Raw genomic sequence first — 17,170 nt, forward strand, 5'->3', positions numbered from 1 at the left:
CCACCGTCAGCAATCTTCCTACCACTGATCACCGGACGTCCGATGCCCTGGCCGCCCGGGGGGTGCCAGCGGATCGGTAGCTGGGGGCAGAAGCTGTCTGGCGTTCCGGCCGTTGTTTACAGGCTCGTCGAGTTCAGCCAGGTGAGGACGGCGAGCACGCGGCGGTTGTCGTCGGTGGCCGGGGGCAGGTCGAGCTTGGTGAAGATGCTGTTGGTGTGCTTGCCGACCGCCTTGTCCGTGATCACGAGCTGGGCGGCGATGGCGGCGTTCGAACGCCCCTGCGCCATCAGGGTGAGGACGTCCCGCTCCCGCGCGGTGAGCCGGTCCAGCGGGCGTTCGCGGCGGGAGACGAGCCTGGCGACCACCTCGGGGTCGAGCACCGTCCCGCCTGACGCCACCTGGCGCACCGCGGCGAGGAATTCGTCCACGTCGGCGACCCGGTCCTTCAGCAGGTAGCCGACCGCCCCGGCGCCGGAGGCGAGCAGGTCGCGGGCGTACAGCGGCTCCACCCACTGGCTCAGCACCAGCACCGGCAGCACCAGCGGCACTGCCGGCTCCGACGACTGCTCTGCCGGCGCGGTATCCCCCGCCGGGCCCGTGCCCAAGCCCTGCCCCTGCCCGATCACCGCCCGGCGTGCCTGGCGGGCATGGATCGCCGCTTCCAGGCCCTCGGTGGTGTGGGTCGGGGGGAGCCGCACGTCGACGATCGCGATGTCGATGTCGTCGCGGGCCAGCGCCTCGGCGAGGCCGGCGGCGTCCGCCACCGCCGCGACAACGGTGATCCCACCCGCCTCCAGGATGCGGACGAGCCCGACCCGCAGCAGCGCCTGGTCCTCGGCGACCACCGCCCGCAGCGGGCGCGGGCCCTGGCCGTCCGAGGCCGAACTGTCCGAGCCATCCGGGACGGCGTGGCCCGGGACGGATTCGGCGCCTGGCGGCGAGGTCAGGTCCGGCACGGGATCTCCATCGTGGCGGTGGTCGGCCCCCCGGCGGGGCTGACGACGTCCAGCGTGCCGTCGAACGCCGCGAGCCGGCGGGCGACGCCGGTGAGGCCGGCGCCGCCGATGTCCGCCCCGCCCTTCCCGTCGTCGCCGACGACGAGCCGCAGCAGCTCACCGTCGTGGCTGCCGGAGACGCGGGCGAAGGTCGCGTCCGCGTGCTTGATCGTGTTGGCGAGGCATTCGGCGATCGCGAAGTAGGCGGCGGACTCGACCGGGTCGGGCAGCGGCCGGTCGAGCACCAGCGACACCGTGACCGGCAGCGGCAGGGTCAGGGCCAGCGCCTCGACCGCCCCGACGAGCCCACGATCAGCCAACACCGGCGGATGGATGTCGCGCACCACCGCCCGCAGGTCCTCCAGCGCGGACACGGTCGTCGCGCGCGCCTCCCGCAGCAGCTCGACGGCCGCCGCCGGGTCCTGCTCGACCAGCTTCTCGGCGAGCCCGACACTCATCCCGACGGCGGCGATCCGGGCCTGCGCCCCGTCGTGCAGGTCCCGTTCGATGCGGCGGATCTCCGCAGCCGAATGGTCCAGCGCGCTGCTGCGGGACGAGGTGACCCGTTCCACCCGCCGCTGGAGCTCCGCGACCCGGGAGCCACCGAGGATGGCCCGTTCCGCCACCGCCCTGGCGCGCACGAGCGCCGGCGTGACCAGCCACCACACGTACACCGCCGGGCCGGACAGGAGCAGCAGCACGAACCACAGCCAGCGCGGGTCCACGATCATCCACACCAGGTAGGTGATCGGCGCGGCCAGCAGGCCCGGCGGGATCACCGCCAGGACGAACCCGCCGGTGGCGGAGAACCACAGGAAGGCGAAGTCCCGCCAGCGGGCCGGGTCGCGCAGCCACCGCAGCGGCCGGGCGAGGAAGGTCGTCTCCGAGGTGTCTGTGTAGGTGGCTGTCAGGCGCTGGCCGAGCAGGCCACCGGTGACCCACCGGTGGCCTGCCGTGACGCCTGCGGTCGCCGGCACCACCGCGAGCGCGAACACAAGCCCGACCGTCAGTGGGCCCAGCGCGATGGTGACGACCGACAGGATCGCCAGCACCAGCGCCGGCACCATCGACAGGGCGTATCCGAGGGCGACGACCGTCAGCCGGACCCGTTCACGCAACGCCGGCGTGTCGGCGGGACCGGGCCGGATGTTCCCGATCGGTGCGAGAAGGCCGCCCAGGCCCGCCTCCGGCATCACGGCACCGGCAGGGTCGCGACGCGAGCACCCGGCGTCGGGCCGGCGGCCTCGGTGGCACCGGCAGCACCGGAAGCACCGACAGCCCGCGTGGCTCGGCGCACCACGGCGAGCGCGGTCAGCACGGTGAGGGCGCCGACGCCGATGGCGAACACGGGCGGCAGCCACAGCTGACCGTCCGGAACCACGCCCTCGTCGCGGGCCAGGCCGAACGGAATGATCGTGGCGAGTGACCCGACCAGGCCGAGCACAACACCGACCACCGCCACCAGCATCGCCTCCGCGACCACCGAACGCTCGATCTGGGCGCGGGTTCCGCCCACAAGCCAGAGCTGGCGCAGTTCACCGCGCCGGTGCGCGATCGCGGCAGCGAACGAGTTGACCACCATTATGGCGGCGAACAGGCTGAACATTCCCGTCACGACGTTGTTCAGCAGATTGATCGTCTCGGTCCCCTCGGGCTGCGGGCCGACGAGGGTGCGGCCGTCCGTCCCGACCAGCATCAGCGTGCCGACGCCGGCCGACGTCAGCACGACCACCGGCCCGAACACCCCGGACAGCAGGTGGGCGCGCCGGGACAGGTTGTACACCGCCAGATAGGCCGCGCCACCGCGGTTATGCAGGAACGGCCGGGCGAGCCACGCACCGGCCGGTAGCAGCACCGGGCCGAGCAGGGCGAGACCCACCCCGACCAGGATCGAGTTGGAGCCGGCGGTCGACATCGCGTCGTACGGGTCGTCCGAGTGGCCGGTGACCGTCACGGTGATGACGCCCATCGCGGCGCCGTACCCGATGAGCAGCAGTGCGAGCGGCACCCGCCACCAGCGGACGGGCCCCGCCCCGGCTCCACCTCCGGCCCCTGCACCGGCCCCCGCCCCCGCTCCGGCCAGGTCCTCGCCGGCGGTGACCGACGCGGGCCCGCGGGTCGCCCGGCGCCCGGCGATCGACGCCGCGGCGAGGCAGACGAGCAGGATGCCCAGCACCGTGGCCGACAGCGAGCGGACGCCACCGCGGTACTCCACATCAGTCACGACGTCGGCCGCCTCCAGTGCCGCCAGCAGCGCGTAACCGCCGCCGAAGGCGACGGCGGCCCCGATCACCGACGCGGCCAGGCACACCACGGACGTCTCCATCCGGACCAGCCGGCGGACCTGACGTGGCGTGGCCCCGATCGTGCGCAGCAGGCCGATCTCGACGTCGCGCTGGCCGACCGTGATACCGACCGTCGAAGCGACCGAGAACAGCACGATCACCGCGCCCCAGCCCCCGACCACGGTGCCCATGATGCGCAGCGACTCGGCGTCCTGCGCCGGGACCGGGCCGGCCGCCGTCTCGATCAGGGTCGCGAACGACCCGATCAGCGCCGTGCCGAGCAGAACGGCGACGAACGTCGCGGCGAACGCGGCGCGCCGGTGCCGCAGCGAGCGCAGCGCCAGCCACCCCAGGCTCACCGGACGCCCCACCGGCCTGCTCGCCGGAGTTCTCACCGACGTCCCCACCGGCGTGCTCATCAGGCCACCCACTCGTCGAGACGGGCCAGCTGGCCGGCGACCGCCGTGGCGGTGGGGTGTTCCATACGGCCCGCGACCCGCCCGTCGACCAGGAAGATGACCGAGTCGGCGTACGCCGCGGCGACCGGGTCGTGGGTGACCATGACGACGGTCTGGCCCAGCTCGTCGACGCAGCCGCGGAGCAGTTCGAGCAGCGAGGCGGCGGACGCCGAGTCGAGCGCGCCGGTCGGCTCGTCGGCGAGGACCACCGCCGGGTCGGTGACCAGCGCCCGGGCGACGGCGACCCGCTGGCGCTGCCCGCCGGACAGCGCCGCCGGCAGGTGGCCGGCCCGCTCGCCGAGCCCGACCTGCTCCAGCAGGGCACGGACGCGGCGCTGGTCCGGCCGGCGGCCCGCGAGGCGCAGCGGCAGGCCGACGTTCTGCGTCGCGCTCAGGTAGGGCATCAGATGGAAGTCCTGGAAGACGAAGCCGATCCGCTCGCGGCGCAGCAGGGTACGACGTTCCTCGTCCCAGTCGGTGATGTCCGCGCCGTCGATCACCACCCGGCCGGACGTCGGTGGCTCCAGCCCGGCGGCGCAGGCCAGGAAGGTGGACTTGCCCGAGCCGGACGGGCCCATGACGGCGGTGAACGTGCCGCGCGCGAACGCGGCGGAAACCCCGGAAAGCGCGGCGACGCTCCCGGTTCCGGACCCGTAGGTCCGGGCGAGGTCGTGTACTTCGAGAACGGGGCTGTACCTGGTCAACGGAACGCTCCGGAGGCGGGAAGGGGCTGGAAAAGCGCACCTCAGACGCTAGAAACCGCGCCCGGACCGGTCGATGGGCGTAAGGGGCCTCTTCATGGTGGGGCTGTCCCCACCCCCGACCGGCACTTCCGCCGGACCCCCGGGCGCCCCCGGCGACGTGTGCGCGGCCAGCCGCCTGCCGTGGCGGACGGACTTTCACCTATAAGACGGTGCTACGATCCGCAAATCGGGCAGGATAGCCCGCAGGAGGCATGCCCGTGTCGGGCATGCGGTCGGGGGGAAACTGAAATGGCGCGTTCCCGGGGATTAACAGGACCTCTCGCGATCAACACCCGTTCCATTTTCGTGTGACGCGGGGGCAGGCATGCCACTGGCAGGTTATGGCGTCCTGATCGGCACACTGGATCGGTTCGCGCGCGAAGATCCGAACGACTTCGGGTCCTGGTACCACGGCAAGATGTACGTCAACGCGCCCGCGGGTCAGTACGAGTGCGCGGTGGATGTGTCGACGCCCAGCGGCGTGCCGATTCAGTACCGCGAGGTGCGCAATCTCGACGAGGCGCTGTTCGCGCCGGTCGCCGCGCTCGGGCCGGGCTGGCATGTGCTGGCGCGCGACGCCACCTCCGGCGCGCTGGACTATCTGCGCTCCCCCCTTCTGCGCGGCCGCGGCTGTGTGACGGTCATCGCCAACCCGCTGATCACACTGGTCAATTCCGTGCTGCGCTCACCGCGGTTCGGCTGGGTCGAGAGCACCGCCGACAACGCGCTCGACCTGCTGGAGAAACGCCTCACCGGCTGCCAGCAGGTGTACGTCTTCGGCGCCCCCTACAACCATGGGCTCGGCGTCCACGACATACACCTGAACCAGGGTGACCCGCCCGGCGACTTCCAACGGCTGGACGGCATCTGGCAGGACGGCGGCACGATCATCAGGTCGGCGAGCGGTGAGCTCAACGCCTTTCTCACCAAGTTCAAGCCCCAGGTCCTCAACACCGACGACAACGGCCTGCCCGTCTGATCATCGACTGACCGGCCCGCCCGGATGCCCCCGGGACGGATTGCGCCGCGCCCGCGGAACAGCGGTCAGAGCTCCGCGGGCAGGTCGTCGGCGTGAACGACCGTCAGCGAGGTCACCGCACGGGTCAGCAGGACGTAGAGGCGGCGAAGCCCGTTCGTTCGTCCAGGTTCACCGGCGACGACGGCGGCCGGCTCGGCGAGGATCACATGGTCGAACTCCAGTCCCTTCGCCAGTGAGGCGGGCACCAGCGCGAACCGGCCGGGCGCGGTGTCCTCCCGCAGCTCGATGAAGGGCAGGCCCGCGTCGCGCAGCACCGGGCCGATGGCAGCCAGCTGGCTGTCGGCGACGAGCACCGCGGTGGAGCCCTCGTTGCGCAGCACGACACGCGCCTGTGCCGTGACCTCCGCGGCCAGCCTGTCCGGCACGGCCAGCCGGTCCGACGCCGCTCGGACCACGGTCAACGCAGCCGGAACGTGGCGGACCGATGTCGCGGGCGGAACGTGCGGCGCGATGCTCGGCAACAGCCGGTTCGCGTAGCCGAGGATCTCGGCGGGCACCCGGTGGCTGCGGTCCAGCACCTCGACATGAGTGGCCGGTTTACCCAGGTGGGCCAGCAGGTCCTGCCAGCTGCCGGCGGCCCAGGCGCTGGTTCCCTGCGCCAGGTCGCCCAGGACGGTCAGCGATCCCTGCTCGCACCTGCGCCCGATCGCCCGGCACTGCATCGCCGACAGGTCCTGCGCCTCGTCGACGATCACATGGCCGAAGCCGGGCACCCGCTCGATCAGATGTCGCGCCTCGTCCACGCAGTAGGCGTCCGCGACCGACCCGCCGCGGGACCGGTGGCCGACGAGCAGGGCCTGTTCCGCTCCCGTCAGCACCCCCTCGGCCGCCGCGGCGAGGAACTCCGGGTCGGTGAACAGGCGCCGGATCAGCTTCGCCCCGTCGGCCTTCGGCCAGATCGCCTCGACCGCCGCGCGAACCGGTCGGCTGCGGGCCAAGGCCTCGATGCCGGCGTCGGTGATGTGTGCCCCGGCCAGCTCCGCCCGGCGCGCGGCGGCCGCGCCGATCCGCCGGGCCAGCATCGCCCGGCCTGGGCCATACCCGTATGAGCCGGACCGCAGCGCGGTGAGCATGGACGTCACCTCCTGCTCGGCGACGGTCCAGCGGCCCTCCCTCGTGACGATGGTGACCGGCCCGGTGGGTGCCTGGATGGCACCGTGCAGAGCACGCCGGATCACGGTGGCCATCCGCGCGTCACCTTTGAGGACGGCGACATCCTCCGGCTCGGCGGCACCGCTGCCGCGCGCGGCCGACGCGGCCGACGCGGCCGGCGTGGACGGCGTGGACGGCGTGTCGAGCAGGTCGAGGATGCTGCGCTGCTCGACGGTGAACTCCCCCAACGCCGGCAGCACCGAGGCGATGTAGCCGAGGAAGGCGCGGTTCGGGCCGACGACCAGCACCCCGGAACGCGCCAGCCGCTCGCGGTAGGTGTACAGCAGATAGGCGGCGCGGTGCAGCCCGACCGCGGTCTTCCCCGTACCGGGTGCGCCCTGCACGCAGATACTGAGCTCGAGCCCGGCGCGGACGATCTCGTCCTGCTCCGGCTGGATCGTCGCGACGATGTCCCGCATCGGGCCGGACCGCGGCCGCTGGATCTCCTGCTCGAGCAGGCTCGTCGCGGCGGTCGCTGCCGTCGCGGCGGTCTCGTCGTAGCTGGTGGTGGCACCGGGTCCGAAGGCCTCGTCCTCGAACGCGGTCAGCTCGCCGTCGACGAACCCGAACCTGCGCCGGACCCGCAGGCCCATCGGGTCGGCGCGGTGTGCCCGGTAGAAGGGGCGCGCGACGTCGGCCCGCCAGTCGACCACCAGCGGGTCGTCACCCGCCTCCTCCCGGACGAGCCGACGGCCCAGGTAGACCGGCGCGGCCGGCACCTCGGCCAGCGCCACCGCCGGTGCCGGTGCCGGTGCCGAAGCTGGGTGGTCCTGCCGGTAGTCGAGGCGCCCGAAGAACAGCGGTATCGAATCGTCGCGCGGGCCGAGTGCCGCGAGCCGCCGTTCCCGGTCGATCCGCAGATACGCGTTCGTCACCTTGTCCGCCACCGGGTCGCCGGCGGCGACGGCGGTGTTCCGCACCTGTTCGAACATTCCGCGCAGCGCGAGCAGCGCACGACGCAGATAGGCCTGCTCCGCACACAGCTCATCGCCTCGCGCGACGTCCTCGGTCGGGCCGGTCCTCTGCGCGTACAACAGAACTCCCTGTCTGGCGTCCGGTGGCCCGGCTGGCGGTTTCACGCGAATTCGACGAGCCCGTTCCGCAGCGCCCGGAAAGCCAGGCGGGCGGCGGCGAGCGCGTCGGAATGGACCGCGGGTGCGGGCCGCGGCAGGCAGAGCTGGCGCCAGTTCTCCCGGGCGAGCACCCGGCACACGGCGAGAACCTGGCTGGCCGCCAGCCGCGCGGCCAGGTCACCGGCCGCCGGTACGGCCTCGGCCAGCGCCGCGGCGAGCGCCTCCTCGTCCCGGGCTGTGTACTGGGCGACCCGCCCGGCCAGGCTCGGCGTGTCGAAGACCATCCCGTGGAAGGCGAGGACCGCGGGGTCACCGTTCAGGCCGGTCACGGGATCGCGCCGCGCCAGACCGGCGACGAAGTGGTTCTCCAGGGCCTGCAACGGCGACTCGCCCGCGGGCCGCGCCCGCACCACCCGACCGGCCTCGCCCGCGTGATCGACGAGACGGTGCAGGACGAGGTCCTCCTTGGTGGGGAAGTAGGCGAACAACGTCGGCTTGGAGACCTCCGCCGCGGCCGCCACCTCGGCGACGGAAACGTTGTCGAACCCGCGCTCCAGGAACAGGGCGATGGCGGCCTCGGACAGCGCGTCGTGGGTACGCCGCTTCTTACGCTCCCGCAGCCCACTCATCCGACACGCCCCGTCATCCGACCCGCCCGCCCCGATCTCGATCAGCCGCCCCGCGGTCAGCCACGCTCCCGGCCCACCAACTCGATCTTTACCAGGTAAAGTATTTGTCCTGGATGATATCTGAACCGAGGCAAGGCAGGCCGCGGCAGTGGCGGAGACGGCACCGCCGGGCACCCGGCCAGGTGCGGTCGCGGGTACGGACGCCGTCGCAGTTACAGACGCCGTCGCGGGTACGGACGCCGTCGCGGGTACGGACGCCGTCGCGGGTACGGACGCCGTCGCGGACGCAAGCTCCGGCCCCTACCCCTTCGGGTCGGCATCAGCCACGAGCCGACGCACAGCCCGGATGTACCGCCGGGTCACCACGTCCTGGACCCTGCGGCCGACCGGCGCGCCGAGCCTGGACAGCAGCCCGTCCGGACGGCTGAACGCCGCGATGGTGAGCCAGACCGCACCGGCGTCCCACTCGACGACAAAGGCCTCCTCACCACTCTCGGGATGGCCGGGCAGCGTCCCGTAGGCGAAACCGCGCCGGTCCGGCTCGTCGAGCACCCAGACGACCCGGCAGGGCGCGGCGATGCCGACCGGCCCCGGCCCGGCACACATCAGCACCGTCGCGCCGGTCTCCACCAGCGGCCGGGTGGCGGCGAGCCGCAGGCCGGCGCCGCGCTGCATGGACCAGTCCAGCAGCGCGCCGGACGCCCGGTCGAAAACCGTCCGCCCTGTTCCGATCTGTATGCGATGCATCACATGGTGATAACCGTCGGGCAGCGGACCCGCCGTCGCGCCCCGTTCGGGATAGGTCAGCTCGAGGTTCCGACAGCGATGAACATCACGTTCGAGTGATGACGGAGAGCTTCGCTGTAGTCGCAAATCAGACCTCCTACGCAGTTCAAATATGGACAATTCGGACGACTGGCGGCGGAGTGAGCCCTGTCGCAGCCCGGCCGACCACACCCATCACCTCACAGAGGTTCACGCAAAGGGCCCACCTCCGCCCAGCGGCAGCGTTCTTGACAGCGACCGGAATCTCGATTCCACTTCTGCCTGGGCGCCGCGCTGCCAGCCGGCGAGGAGCCACATCAATCGATCTTCGTGGCGGCAGTCGAGAGGGCGCGGATGAAGGCGGGCACGGCGAGCAGCACGAGCAGCGCAGGCAGGTCAGGCAGGTCAGGCAGCGCAGGCAACACAAACAGGTCAGGCAGCGCGGACAGGGCGAACAGCTACCAGCTGACCTACGGCGTGGTCATCGCGGGAACGGCGGCGTTCGCGTTGCTGCAGTCCCTGGTGGGCCCGGTCCTGCCGACGATCCAGCGCGAGCTGCACACCGACCAGAGCACGGTCACCTGGGTGATGACCGCCTATCTGCTCGCCGCCTCCATCGCCACACCGATCCTCGGCCGCATCGGCGACATGGCGGGCAAGAAGAAGATCTTCGTTCTCGCCCTGCTGCTGCTGGCACTCGGCGCGCTGGTGTCGGCGCTGGCACCCAACATCGGCATCATGATCATCGGCCGGGCGATCCAGGGCTGCGGTGGCGCGATCCTGCCCCTGTCCTTCGGGATCCTGCGCGACGAGCTGCCCCGGGAGAAAGTCGGTACGGCGGTCGGAGTCATAGCCGCCCTGACCGCGGTCGGCGCCGGTGCCGGCCTCGTCCTCGCCGGCCCGATCGAGGACGCGTTCGGCTACCACTGGCTGTTCTGGGCGCCGATGGCTGTCGTGCTGCTCGCGGCCGCCGCGGCGGCGAAGTTCATCCCGGAGTCGCGCAACCGCACGCCCGGGGGAGTCAGCTGGCTCGGCGGGGTCCTGCTCGCCGGCTGGCTCGTCTCACTGCTGCTCGGTGTCAGCGAGGGCCGTGCCTGGGGCTGGACGTCGGGGCGCGTCCTGGGCCTGTTCGGGGCTGCCGCGGTGCTGCTGCTGCTGTGGCTGGTCGCGGAGAGCCGGGCCAGGGAGCCGCTGATCGATCTGCGGATGATGCGCCAGCGCCCGGTCTGGACCGCGAACCTCGTGGCGCTGATGTTCGGCATGGGCCTCTACGGGACGATGTCGTTCCTGCCCGCCTTCCTCCAGACCCCTACCAGTGCCGGCTACGGCCTGGGCGCGAGCGTGACCGAGTCGGGCCTGTACTGCCTGCCGATGACCCTGGCGATGTTCGTGGTGAGCATGTTCAGCGCCCGGGTGGCGGCGAGCATCGGCTCGCGGGCCGCGGTGGTCCTCGGTTCGCTGATCAGCGTGCTGCCGATGATCATGTTCGGCTACCTCAACGACTACGTCTGGGAGATCCTGTTCGCGTCCACGATGTTCGGCGGGGGCATGGGCCTGGTCTTCGCCGCGCTGGCGAACATCATCGTCGAGTCCGTGCCGCCCACCCAGACCGGTGTGGCGAGCGGCATGAACGCCAACATCCGGACCATCGGCGGCTCGCTCGGCTCGGCCGTGATCGCCGTGCTGGTCGCCAGCGGCACGACCGCGGGCAGCCGGCCGAAGGCCAGCGGCTACAGCCACGGCTTCCTGTTCCTGGCCGCCGCGAGCGTCGTCGCGGCGGCGGTCGCGTTGCTCATTCCACGTTTCAGGAACGAAACTGTCGTGTTGGAACTCTCGGGCCGGCACGAGCACGCGGAATCCGCACTCGTCGCCGGGGCTGAACTGGTCGACTGACCACGTCGACCGGTCTGGGTGCCGGCTCGGCTCCCAGACCGGCGCCGGTCGCCGCCCACCAGCCGACTCGCCCGGGAGCCGCCGACCGGGAGAGGACGTCATGAGCAGGATGCCCGCGCCGCCATCCACACCGGCGCCCGTATCTGAGTCCAGCCTGGCCGCACCGCCGGGGCCGGCTCCGGCGGCCGTCTCGAAAACCGACACAGGCTCGAGCACCGACACAGGCTCGAGCACCGGCGCGGGCGCCGAAGCGCCGGCAACGCCCCGCCTGCGCCAGGACGCCGCCCGCAACCGGGACCGGATCATCACCGCGGCCTGCGAGGTCTTCGCCGAGCGTGGGATCGACGCCAACGTCGAGGAGATCGCTCGCCGGGCCGGTGTCGGGGTCGGCACGCTGTACCGGCGGTTCCCCACCAAGGAGCACCTGATCGCGCAGCTCGCCGAGGATCTGCTGCGCGCGCTGGTGGACGACGCCCGGGCAGAGCTCGGCGCCGCCGACGGCGCTGGCCTGGAACGGACACTGCGCCGCTGCGCCGCCGTCCAGGTCAGCAAGCGCGGATACATGATGAAGATCTACGATGCGGCTCAGCCGGACGAGCCGCGCATGGCCTTCCGCGCGGTGCTGGCGGAGCTCCTCGTCCAGGCCCAGCAGGCCGGCACGATACGACCGGATGTCACCATCACGGACATCGTGATGCTCATGTGGTCCCTACGCGGCGTGGTGGACATGTCCGCCCCGGCCGGCCTCAGCGCCGTCGAGCGTTACCTCGACCTGCTCCTGGCCGGGCTGCGCCCGGGGGCGGCCCCGCTCGCGCATCCACCCGTTCCGAATCTCTGAACGTGGCAACCCGCAAGAAGTGCGGATTTCGGCTGCCGCAGAGCATTTAGCAGAATCCCGAGCTTTGGACTTTGGCTGCTGCCGAGCAAGGGTGGAGGATTTTGGCTGTCGGAACGACCAAAATCCTCCACCCTTGCGGATTACCAAACGACTCTGCGCCCTTTTTGTCCCTCGTGCGGCGAATTGCTGATGCGGCGCGACGGTGCCGAATCCCTGGGGGAGGCCAGTCGTCGAGTGACAACCGCCACCCCCGTCGCCCGGCCGCGTCAGGCCGCGAACGCGGGGGCAGCCTCGCCGGGCCTACCGCTCGTCCGGATCAGTGGTGCGGCCAGCGCGCCGATCAACGCGACGGTCGCGCCCACCAGCAGCGCGACATGCAGGCCGGACATGAAGGCTGCGTGCGCGCCCGCGGCCACCGCGTCGGCGACCTGCCCGGAGGCCCCGGTCGACGTCGGCACGAGACCCTGGACGACCTCCTCCGTCCCCTGCGCGGCCCGGGCGGCGATCTCGGGCGGCGCACCGGCGTTCACCGTCTTGTCGAACAGGACGCCCTCGACCCTGGCTGCCAGCACGGAACCCAGCACCGACGTCCCGATCGCGCCGCCGAGCTGCATGGCCGTGCTCTGCAGACCACCCGCGACCCCGGACAGCTCCAGCGGGGCGTTCCCGACGATGGCCTCGGCCGAGGCGACCGACACGAAGGCGATGCCCACCCCGATGGCGAGCAGCGACGGCCACAGCCGCAGGTAGGACGTGTGCGTGCCGAGCGTCGTCATCCAGAACAGGGCCAGCGACAGCACGAACATCCCGACGCCGATCGGTACCCGCGGGCCGAACCTGGTGGTCAGGCTGGCCGCCACCGGGCTGCCGACCATGAAGACCGCGGTCAGCGGAAGCAGCCTGAGACCGGTGTCGACAGCGGAGTATCCGTGCACGTTCTGCAGATAGAGCGTGAGGAAGAACAGCACACCGAACATAGCGAAGAAGTTCACCAGCACCAGGATGCTGCCAAGGGTGACCGACCTGTCCCGGAAGAGCGACATCGGCAGCAACGGCTGCGCCACTCGCAGCTCGACCAGCACGAACAGCACCAGCAGGACGACCGCACCCCCGAGGAAGCCGAGCGTGCTCACGCTCCCCCAGCCCCAGGACTGTGCCTTCACCACGCCGTAGACCAGCGCGAACAGACCCCCGGACAACAGGAGCAGACCAAGTGGGTCGAAGCGCTGCCCGGGCTCCTCGTTACGGCTTTCCCTGACCACCGCCAGGCCGACGACAAGGGCGACGACCCCGACCGGAATGTTGAGGTAGAACACGGACTCCCAGGAGACGTTCTCGACGAGGAGGCCACCGATGATCGGGCCGGCCGCAATCGAGATCGCGGAGCTCGCTCCCCAGATCCCGATGGCGGAGTTGAGCTTCTCGGCCGGGAAGACCGAACGCAGCAGCGCCAGCGTGTTCGGCATCAGCAGCGCACCGAACACGCCCTGCAGCGCACGCCACACGATGACCTCGCCGATGCTGCCGGACAGGCCGACGAGCAGCGACGTCACCGCGAACCCGGCGATGCCGACGAGGAAGACCTTCTTCCGGCCGAACCGGTCACCGAGCTTGCCGCCGACGATCAGAAGCACCGCGAGCGCGAGCAGATAGGCGTTCGTGACCCACTGCAGGCTCTGCAGGCTGGCGTCGAGATCGCGGGCGATGAACGGGTTCGCGATCGACACCACGGTGCCGTCGAGACCGACCATGATCACGCCGAGGGCGACGCTGACCAGCGTCAGCCACGGGTTCGCCCGCAGCCTCTCCAGCCGGCCACCGCCGCTGGCCTGCGCGCCCGCGCCCTTCCTCGCCCCGTCGGGCCGGTGCGCGGCGGTCGTGGACGGTGGTGAAGTCATTCGGGGTCTCCGCTCAGGTCAGGGGTTCTACCAGCCTCACACCCCGCAAGCGAAGTGGCAACCGTGTGCCATTTAACATTCTGATGCCAGGATTGGTACCATCGCGGCCGGGGAGGCGGTCATGGGTCTTCGGGAAACGAAGAAGGAACGGACGCGCGAGGCACTCGCGGCGGCCGCGATGGCGCTGTTCACCGAGCGTGGCTACGAGGCGACCACCGTCGAGGACATCTCGGCCGCGGCCGAGGTGTCACCACGCACATTCTTTCGCTACTACCCGGCGAAGGAGGACGTGGTCAGCGAGATCTTCCACTCCGGCGGCTTCGACGGCATCGTCGACGCCCGCCCCCCGGACGAACCCGTCGTCGCCACGCTGCGTTCGGCGACCTTCACGGTGCTGCAGTCATGCGCCGACAGCCCCGCCCCCGCGCTCGCCGTCCTGCGCATGGTCACCAGCCGGCCGGAGCTGAGCACGCGGCTGTCCGATGCCCAACGGGCGCGAACCGCCGCGCTGACCGCCTCGGTCATCGCCCGGCTCGGGCCGGACCACGACCCGCTCGCCGCCCGCCTGATCACCAGCTGGACGCTCGCCACCCTCGACGCCGTCCTGCTCCACTGGGAGACCTCGGACGGGCGGCTCGACCTGCTCGAGATCGGCAAACGGGCCTTCGACCAGCTGGAACCGGCACTGCACTGCGTGCTTGGAACCTAGCCGCGGGTTAGGAGGCTCAGGCCGTTGGCCTCGGGCGCATCACATCCGGGATGTCCAGCTCGGCGTCGAGGACGCGCAGCAGCAGGGCGAGCAACTGCTGCTGCTCGGCCGCGGAGAGCACGTCGAAGGACTGCGGTGGAACCGTCATCAGCTCCCTGGCCCGCTCGACGACCTTGCGCCCATCCTCGGTGATCGCGACAGTCTTGGCACGCCGGTCGGTCGGATGCGGTTCGCGCCGTGCGACGCCGCGGCGCTCGAGTGCGTCCACCATGCTGGTGATGTAGGACGGGTCCAGCTGGAAGAAGCCGACCAGCTCCCGCATGGGCCGCGGCCCCCCGCACAGCACGAGCAGCACCTTCAGCGCACCCGGCGGGAGATCGACCTCCTGACAGACCCGATGCAGTTGCCGCTGCCCCTCACCGGCCATGATCAGCACCTGGATGGCAAGCCAGGCCTCCTGCCCGGCCGAATGGATCACGCCTCGACACTACCTCGCCCAACCCCGATCACGAACAGTTTTTGTTGGCCGCAATCAATGTTTGACGTTACTCAACGATCGGCGGATGCTGGGCGACGACAGGGCCGCCGGAGGCACCGGTGGCCGCGACGGAACACGATCAGGGAGCCCGTGTGCCCGATCAACCAGATGGAACCGACCAGGCCGCCGGGGCTGCGACCAGGTCGACCACCGTGCCGGCGGCCGACGCCGGCAACGAGATCGACCCAGCGCTGCGCCGTCTCGCACTCACGGTCACGCTCGGCGCGATCATGGTCATCCTCGACACGACGATCGTCGCCGTCGCCATCGACCGCCTCGCACAGGACTTCGACACCTCCCTGTCGACGATCTCCTGGGTCACCACCGGGTACCTGCTGGCGCTGGCCATCGTCATCCCGGCGACCGGCTGGGCGGTGGAGCGCTTCGGCGCGACCCGGATGTGGAACATCTCGCTGACCCTGTTCCTGCTGGGCAGCGCCCTGTGCGGCTTCGCCTGGTCGGCGGGCAGCCTGATCGCCTTCCGCGTCCTGCAGGGCCTCGGCGGCGGAATGATCATGCCGATCTGCATGACCCTGCTGGCCACGGCCGCCGGGCCGCAGCGGATGAACCGAATCATGAACGTCATCGGGATCCCGACGCTGATCGCCCCGGTGCTCGGCCCGGTCCTCGGCGGCCTCCTCGTCGACCATCTCGACTGGCGCTGGATCTTCTTCGTGAACCTGCCCGTCGGCGCGGTCGCGCTGATCGCCTCGTGGCGGGTGCTGCCACGCGACGACCGCGGGCAGGCGCACCACCGGCTCGACGTGCCCGGGCTGCTGTTGATCTCCCCTGGTCTGGCGGGCCTCGTCTACGGCCTGTCCCAGGCCGGCTCCGACGGCGGTTTCGGCTCCGCGCAGGTCGTGATCAGCAGCGCGGTCGGCGTGGTGCTGCTGATCGTGTTCGTCGTGTACGCCCTGCGGCGCGGCGACGCCCTGCTGGACCTGCGGCTGTTCCGCGACCGCACGTTCACCCTCGCCAGCGTCACCACGTTCACGGTCGGCGCCGCCCTGTACGGCGGCATGTTCCTGCTGCCGCTGTACTACCAGGTCGCTCGCGGTCAGGGCGCGCTCGAGGCAGGCCTGTCGATGATCCCGCAGGGGCTGGGCGCGATGGTCGGCATGCTGGTCGCCGGGCGGGTCGTCGACCGAGTCGGCCCCGGCTGGGTCATCCCCGTCGGCATGGCCATCTGCGCCGCCGGCACAGTCGCCTACACCCAGGTCGACGCCCACACCAACGAAGTCGTGCTCATGATCTTCCTCTTCGTGCGCGGGCTGGGCTTCGGCGCCTCGATGATGCCGGCGATGAGCGCGGCCTACCAGACCCTCGCCCCCGCAGCGGTGCCGCGGGCCACCACCACCCTGAACATCCTGCAGCGGGTCGGCGGCTCGCTGGCGACGGCGCTGGTCGCCGTCCAGCTGCAGCACGCCATCGCCAACCGTGTCCCGGCGGCGGGCGGCACCACGCTCGAGGGCGCCGCGCAGGTGGAGCTGCCCCCGGCGATCGCCGACAAGATCGGCGCCGCTTTCGGCGAGACGTTCTGGTGGATCGTCGGCCTCACGGTGATCGGCCTGCTCTCCGGGTTCTTCCTGCCGCGCCACGCCGCGGCTCACATCACCTCGGCCCCTGCCGAGCCGCCCGCCGTGCCGACGCAGAAGGCGGCAACGGACGAGGCTGCCGCATCGCCGGCTGCCGTCGCCTCCGAACCGGAGCCCGAGGCCACATCCGAGGCCGAGCCCGAAGCCGAGGTCAAGGCGACCTCCGAGGCTGAGGTCGAGCCCGCGCCCGAAGCCGAGGCCACACCCGAGGCCGAGGCCACACCCGAAGCCGAGGCCACGTCCGAGGTCACGTCCGCACCCGAGGCCGAGGCCACACCCGAGGCCGAGGCCACACCCGAGGCCGAGGCCACACCCGAGGCCGAGGCCACACCCGAGGCCGAGGCCACACCCGAGGCCGAGGCCACGTCCGAGGCCGAGGCCACGTCCGAGGTCACGTCCGCACCCGAGGTCGAGGCCACACCCGAAGCCGAAGCCACGTCCACGGCTGAGACCGAGCCCGTGCTCGCGTCCGTGCTCGCGTCCACGTCCGAGGCCGAGACCGCGGGCGCCAAGTCCGCCTCCTGATCGATCCGGAGCTCCGTCGTGGCCGGAGACTGCCA

The 17,170-nt window shown here is 71.4% G+C and carries 14 protein-coding genes; 5 read left to right on the plus strand and 9 right to left on the minus strand.

The window, feature by feature from the left end:
• Positions 1-116: 116 nt before the first annotated feature.
• From ACG83_RS37525 to ACG83_RS37540, 4 genes are all read right to left on the minus strand, one after another.
• On the minus strand, positions 117-854 hold the full coding sequence (locus tag ACG83_RS37525; protein WP_054571121.1) for a response regulator transcription factor: 738 nt from the start codon (positions 852-854) through the stop codon (positions 117-119).
• An 89-nt stretch (positions 855-943) separates the two neighbouring features.
• Positions 944-2,188, minus strand: coding sequence for a histidine kinase (locus tag ACG83_RS47280; RefSeq protein WP_054571021.1), 1,245 nt, complete (start codon positions 2,186-2,188; stop codon positions 944-946).
• Positions 2,188-3,699 carry an ABC transporter permease gene (locus ACG83_RS37535; RefSeq protein ID WP_235498430.1) on the minus strand — a complete coding sequence of 504 codons (1,512 nt, stop codon included), beginning with the start codon at positions 3,697-3,699 and terminating at the stop codon, positions 2,188-2,190. The genes ACG83_RS47280 and ACG83_RS37535 overlap by 1 nt, the downstream gene beginning before the upstream one ends.
• Positions 3,699-4,442, minus strand: coding sequence for an ABC transporter ATP-binding protein (locus tag ACG83_RS37540; RefSeq protein ID WP_054571023.1), 744 nt, complete (start codon positions 4,440-4,442; stop codon positions 3,699-3,701). The genes ACG83_RS37535 and ACG83_RS37540 overlap by 1 nt, the downstream gene beginning before the upstream one ends.
• 364 nt (positions 4,443-4,806) lie before the next feature.
• Between ACG83_RS37540 and ACG83_RS37545 the strand changes: the two genes are divergently transcribed.
• The gene (locus ACG83_RS37545) at positions 4,807-5,460 is read left to right on the plus strand and encodes a DUF2278 family protein (protein ID WP_054571024.1); all 654 of its coding nucleotides are present in this window, start codon (positions 4,807-4,809) and stop codon (positions 5,458-5,460) included.
• A gap of 65 nt (positions 5,461-5,525) precedes the next feature.
• On the opposite strand, the gene ACG83_RS37550 is transcribed toward ACG83_RS37545, so the two are convergent.
• The 3 genes from ACG83_RS37550 to ACG83_RS37560 all read right to left on the minus strand — a co-directional run bounded on the left by ACG83_RS37550 (position 5,526) and on the right by ACG83_RS37560 (position 9,247).
• Positions 5,526-7,706 (minus strand): ATP-binding protein, encoded by a 2,181-nt coding sequence (locus ACG83_RS37550; protein ID WP_054571025.1) that lies wholly within the window; start codon positions 7,704-7,706, stop codon positions 5,526-5,528.
• A gap of 41 nt (positions 7,707-7,747) precedes the next feature.
• A complete protein-coding gene (locus tag ACG83_RS37555) occupies positions 7,748-8,374 on the minus strand; it encodes a TetR/AcrR family transcriptional regulator (RefSeq protein ID WP_054571026.1) in 627 nt (208 codons plus the stop codon).
• Between the two features lie 300 nt (positions 8,375-8,674).
• Positions 8,675-9,247 carry a DUF1990 family protein gene (locus ACG83_RS37560; RefSeq protein WP_076834265.1) on the minus strand — a complete coding sequence of 191 codons (573 nt, stop codon included), beginning with the start codon at positions 9,245-9,247 and terminating at the stop codon, positions 8,675-8,677.
• Between the two features lie 246 nt (positions 9,248-9,493).
• Here ACG83_RS37560 and ACG83_RS37565 point away from each other — a divergent pair, with 246 nt between their 5' ends.
• Together ACG83_RS37565 and ACG83_RS37570 are read left to right on the plus strand one after the other, a co-directional pair.
• Positions 9,494-11,032, plus strand: coding sequence for an MFS transporter (locus tag ACG83_RS37565; protein ID WP_083473911.1), 1,539 nt, complete (start codon positions 9,494-9,496; stop codon positions 11,030-11,032).
• Positions 11,033-11,132: 100 nt separating this feature from the next.
• Complete coding sequence (locus ACG83_RS37570; RefSeq protein WP_054571027.1) at positions 11,133-11,870, plus strand: TetR/AcrR family transcriptional regulator; 738 nt, start codon at positions 11,133-11,135, stop codon at positions 11,868-11,870.
• 266 nt (positions 11,871-12,136) lie between these two features.
• Here the strand turns inward: ACG83_RS37570 and ACG83_RS37575 are convergent, their stop codons facing one another.
• Positions 12,137-13,768 carry an MFS transporter gene (locus ACG83_RS37575; RefSeq protein WP_054571028.1) on the minus strand — a complete coding sequence of 544 codons (1,632 nt, stop codon included), beginning with the start codon at positions 13,766-13,768 and terminating at the stop codon, positions 12,137-12,139.
• A gap of 121 nt (positions 13,769-13,889) precedes the next feature.
• Between ACG83_RS37575 and ACG83_RS37580 the strand changes: the two genes are divergently transcribed.
• Positions 13,890-14,477: a TetR family transcriptional regulator gene (locus ACG83_RS37580; RefSeq protein ID WP_054571029.1), complete on the plus strand. Its 588-nt coding sequence runs from the start codon at positions 13,890-13,892 to the stop codon at positions 14,475-14,477.
• A gap of 16 nt (positions 14,478-14,493) precedes the next feature.
• Here ACG83_RS37580 and ACG83_RS37585 read toward each other — a convergent pair whose 3' ends face one another.
• On the minus strand, positions 14,494-14,955 hold the full coding sequence (locus ACG83_RS37585; RefSeq protein ID WP_054571030.1) for a MarR family winged helix-turn-helix transcriptional regulator: 462 nt from the start codon (positions 14,953-14,955) through the stop codon (positions 14,494-14,496).
• Positions 14,956-15,107: 152 nt separating this feature from the next.
• Between ACG83_RS37585 and ACG83_RS37590 the strand changes: the two genes are divergently transcribed.
• The gene (locus ACG83_RS37590; RefSeq protein ID WP_054571124.1) at positions 15,108-17,135 is read left to right on the plus strand and encodes a DHA2 family efflux MFS transporter permease subunit; all 2,028 of its coding nucleotides are present in this window, start codon (positions 15,108-15,110) and stop codon (positions 17,133-17,135) included.
• Positions 17,136-17,170 lie beyond the last annotated feature (35 nt).

Origin of the sequence: Frankia sp. R43 (assembly GCF_001306465.1) — a bacterium.
GTDB lineage: Bacteria > Actinomycetota > Actinomycetes > Frankiales > Frankiaceae > Parafrankia > Parafrankia irregularis.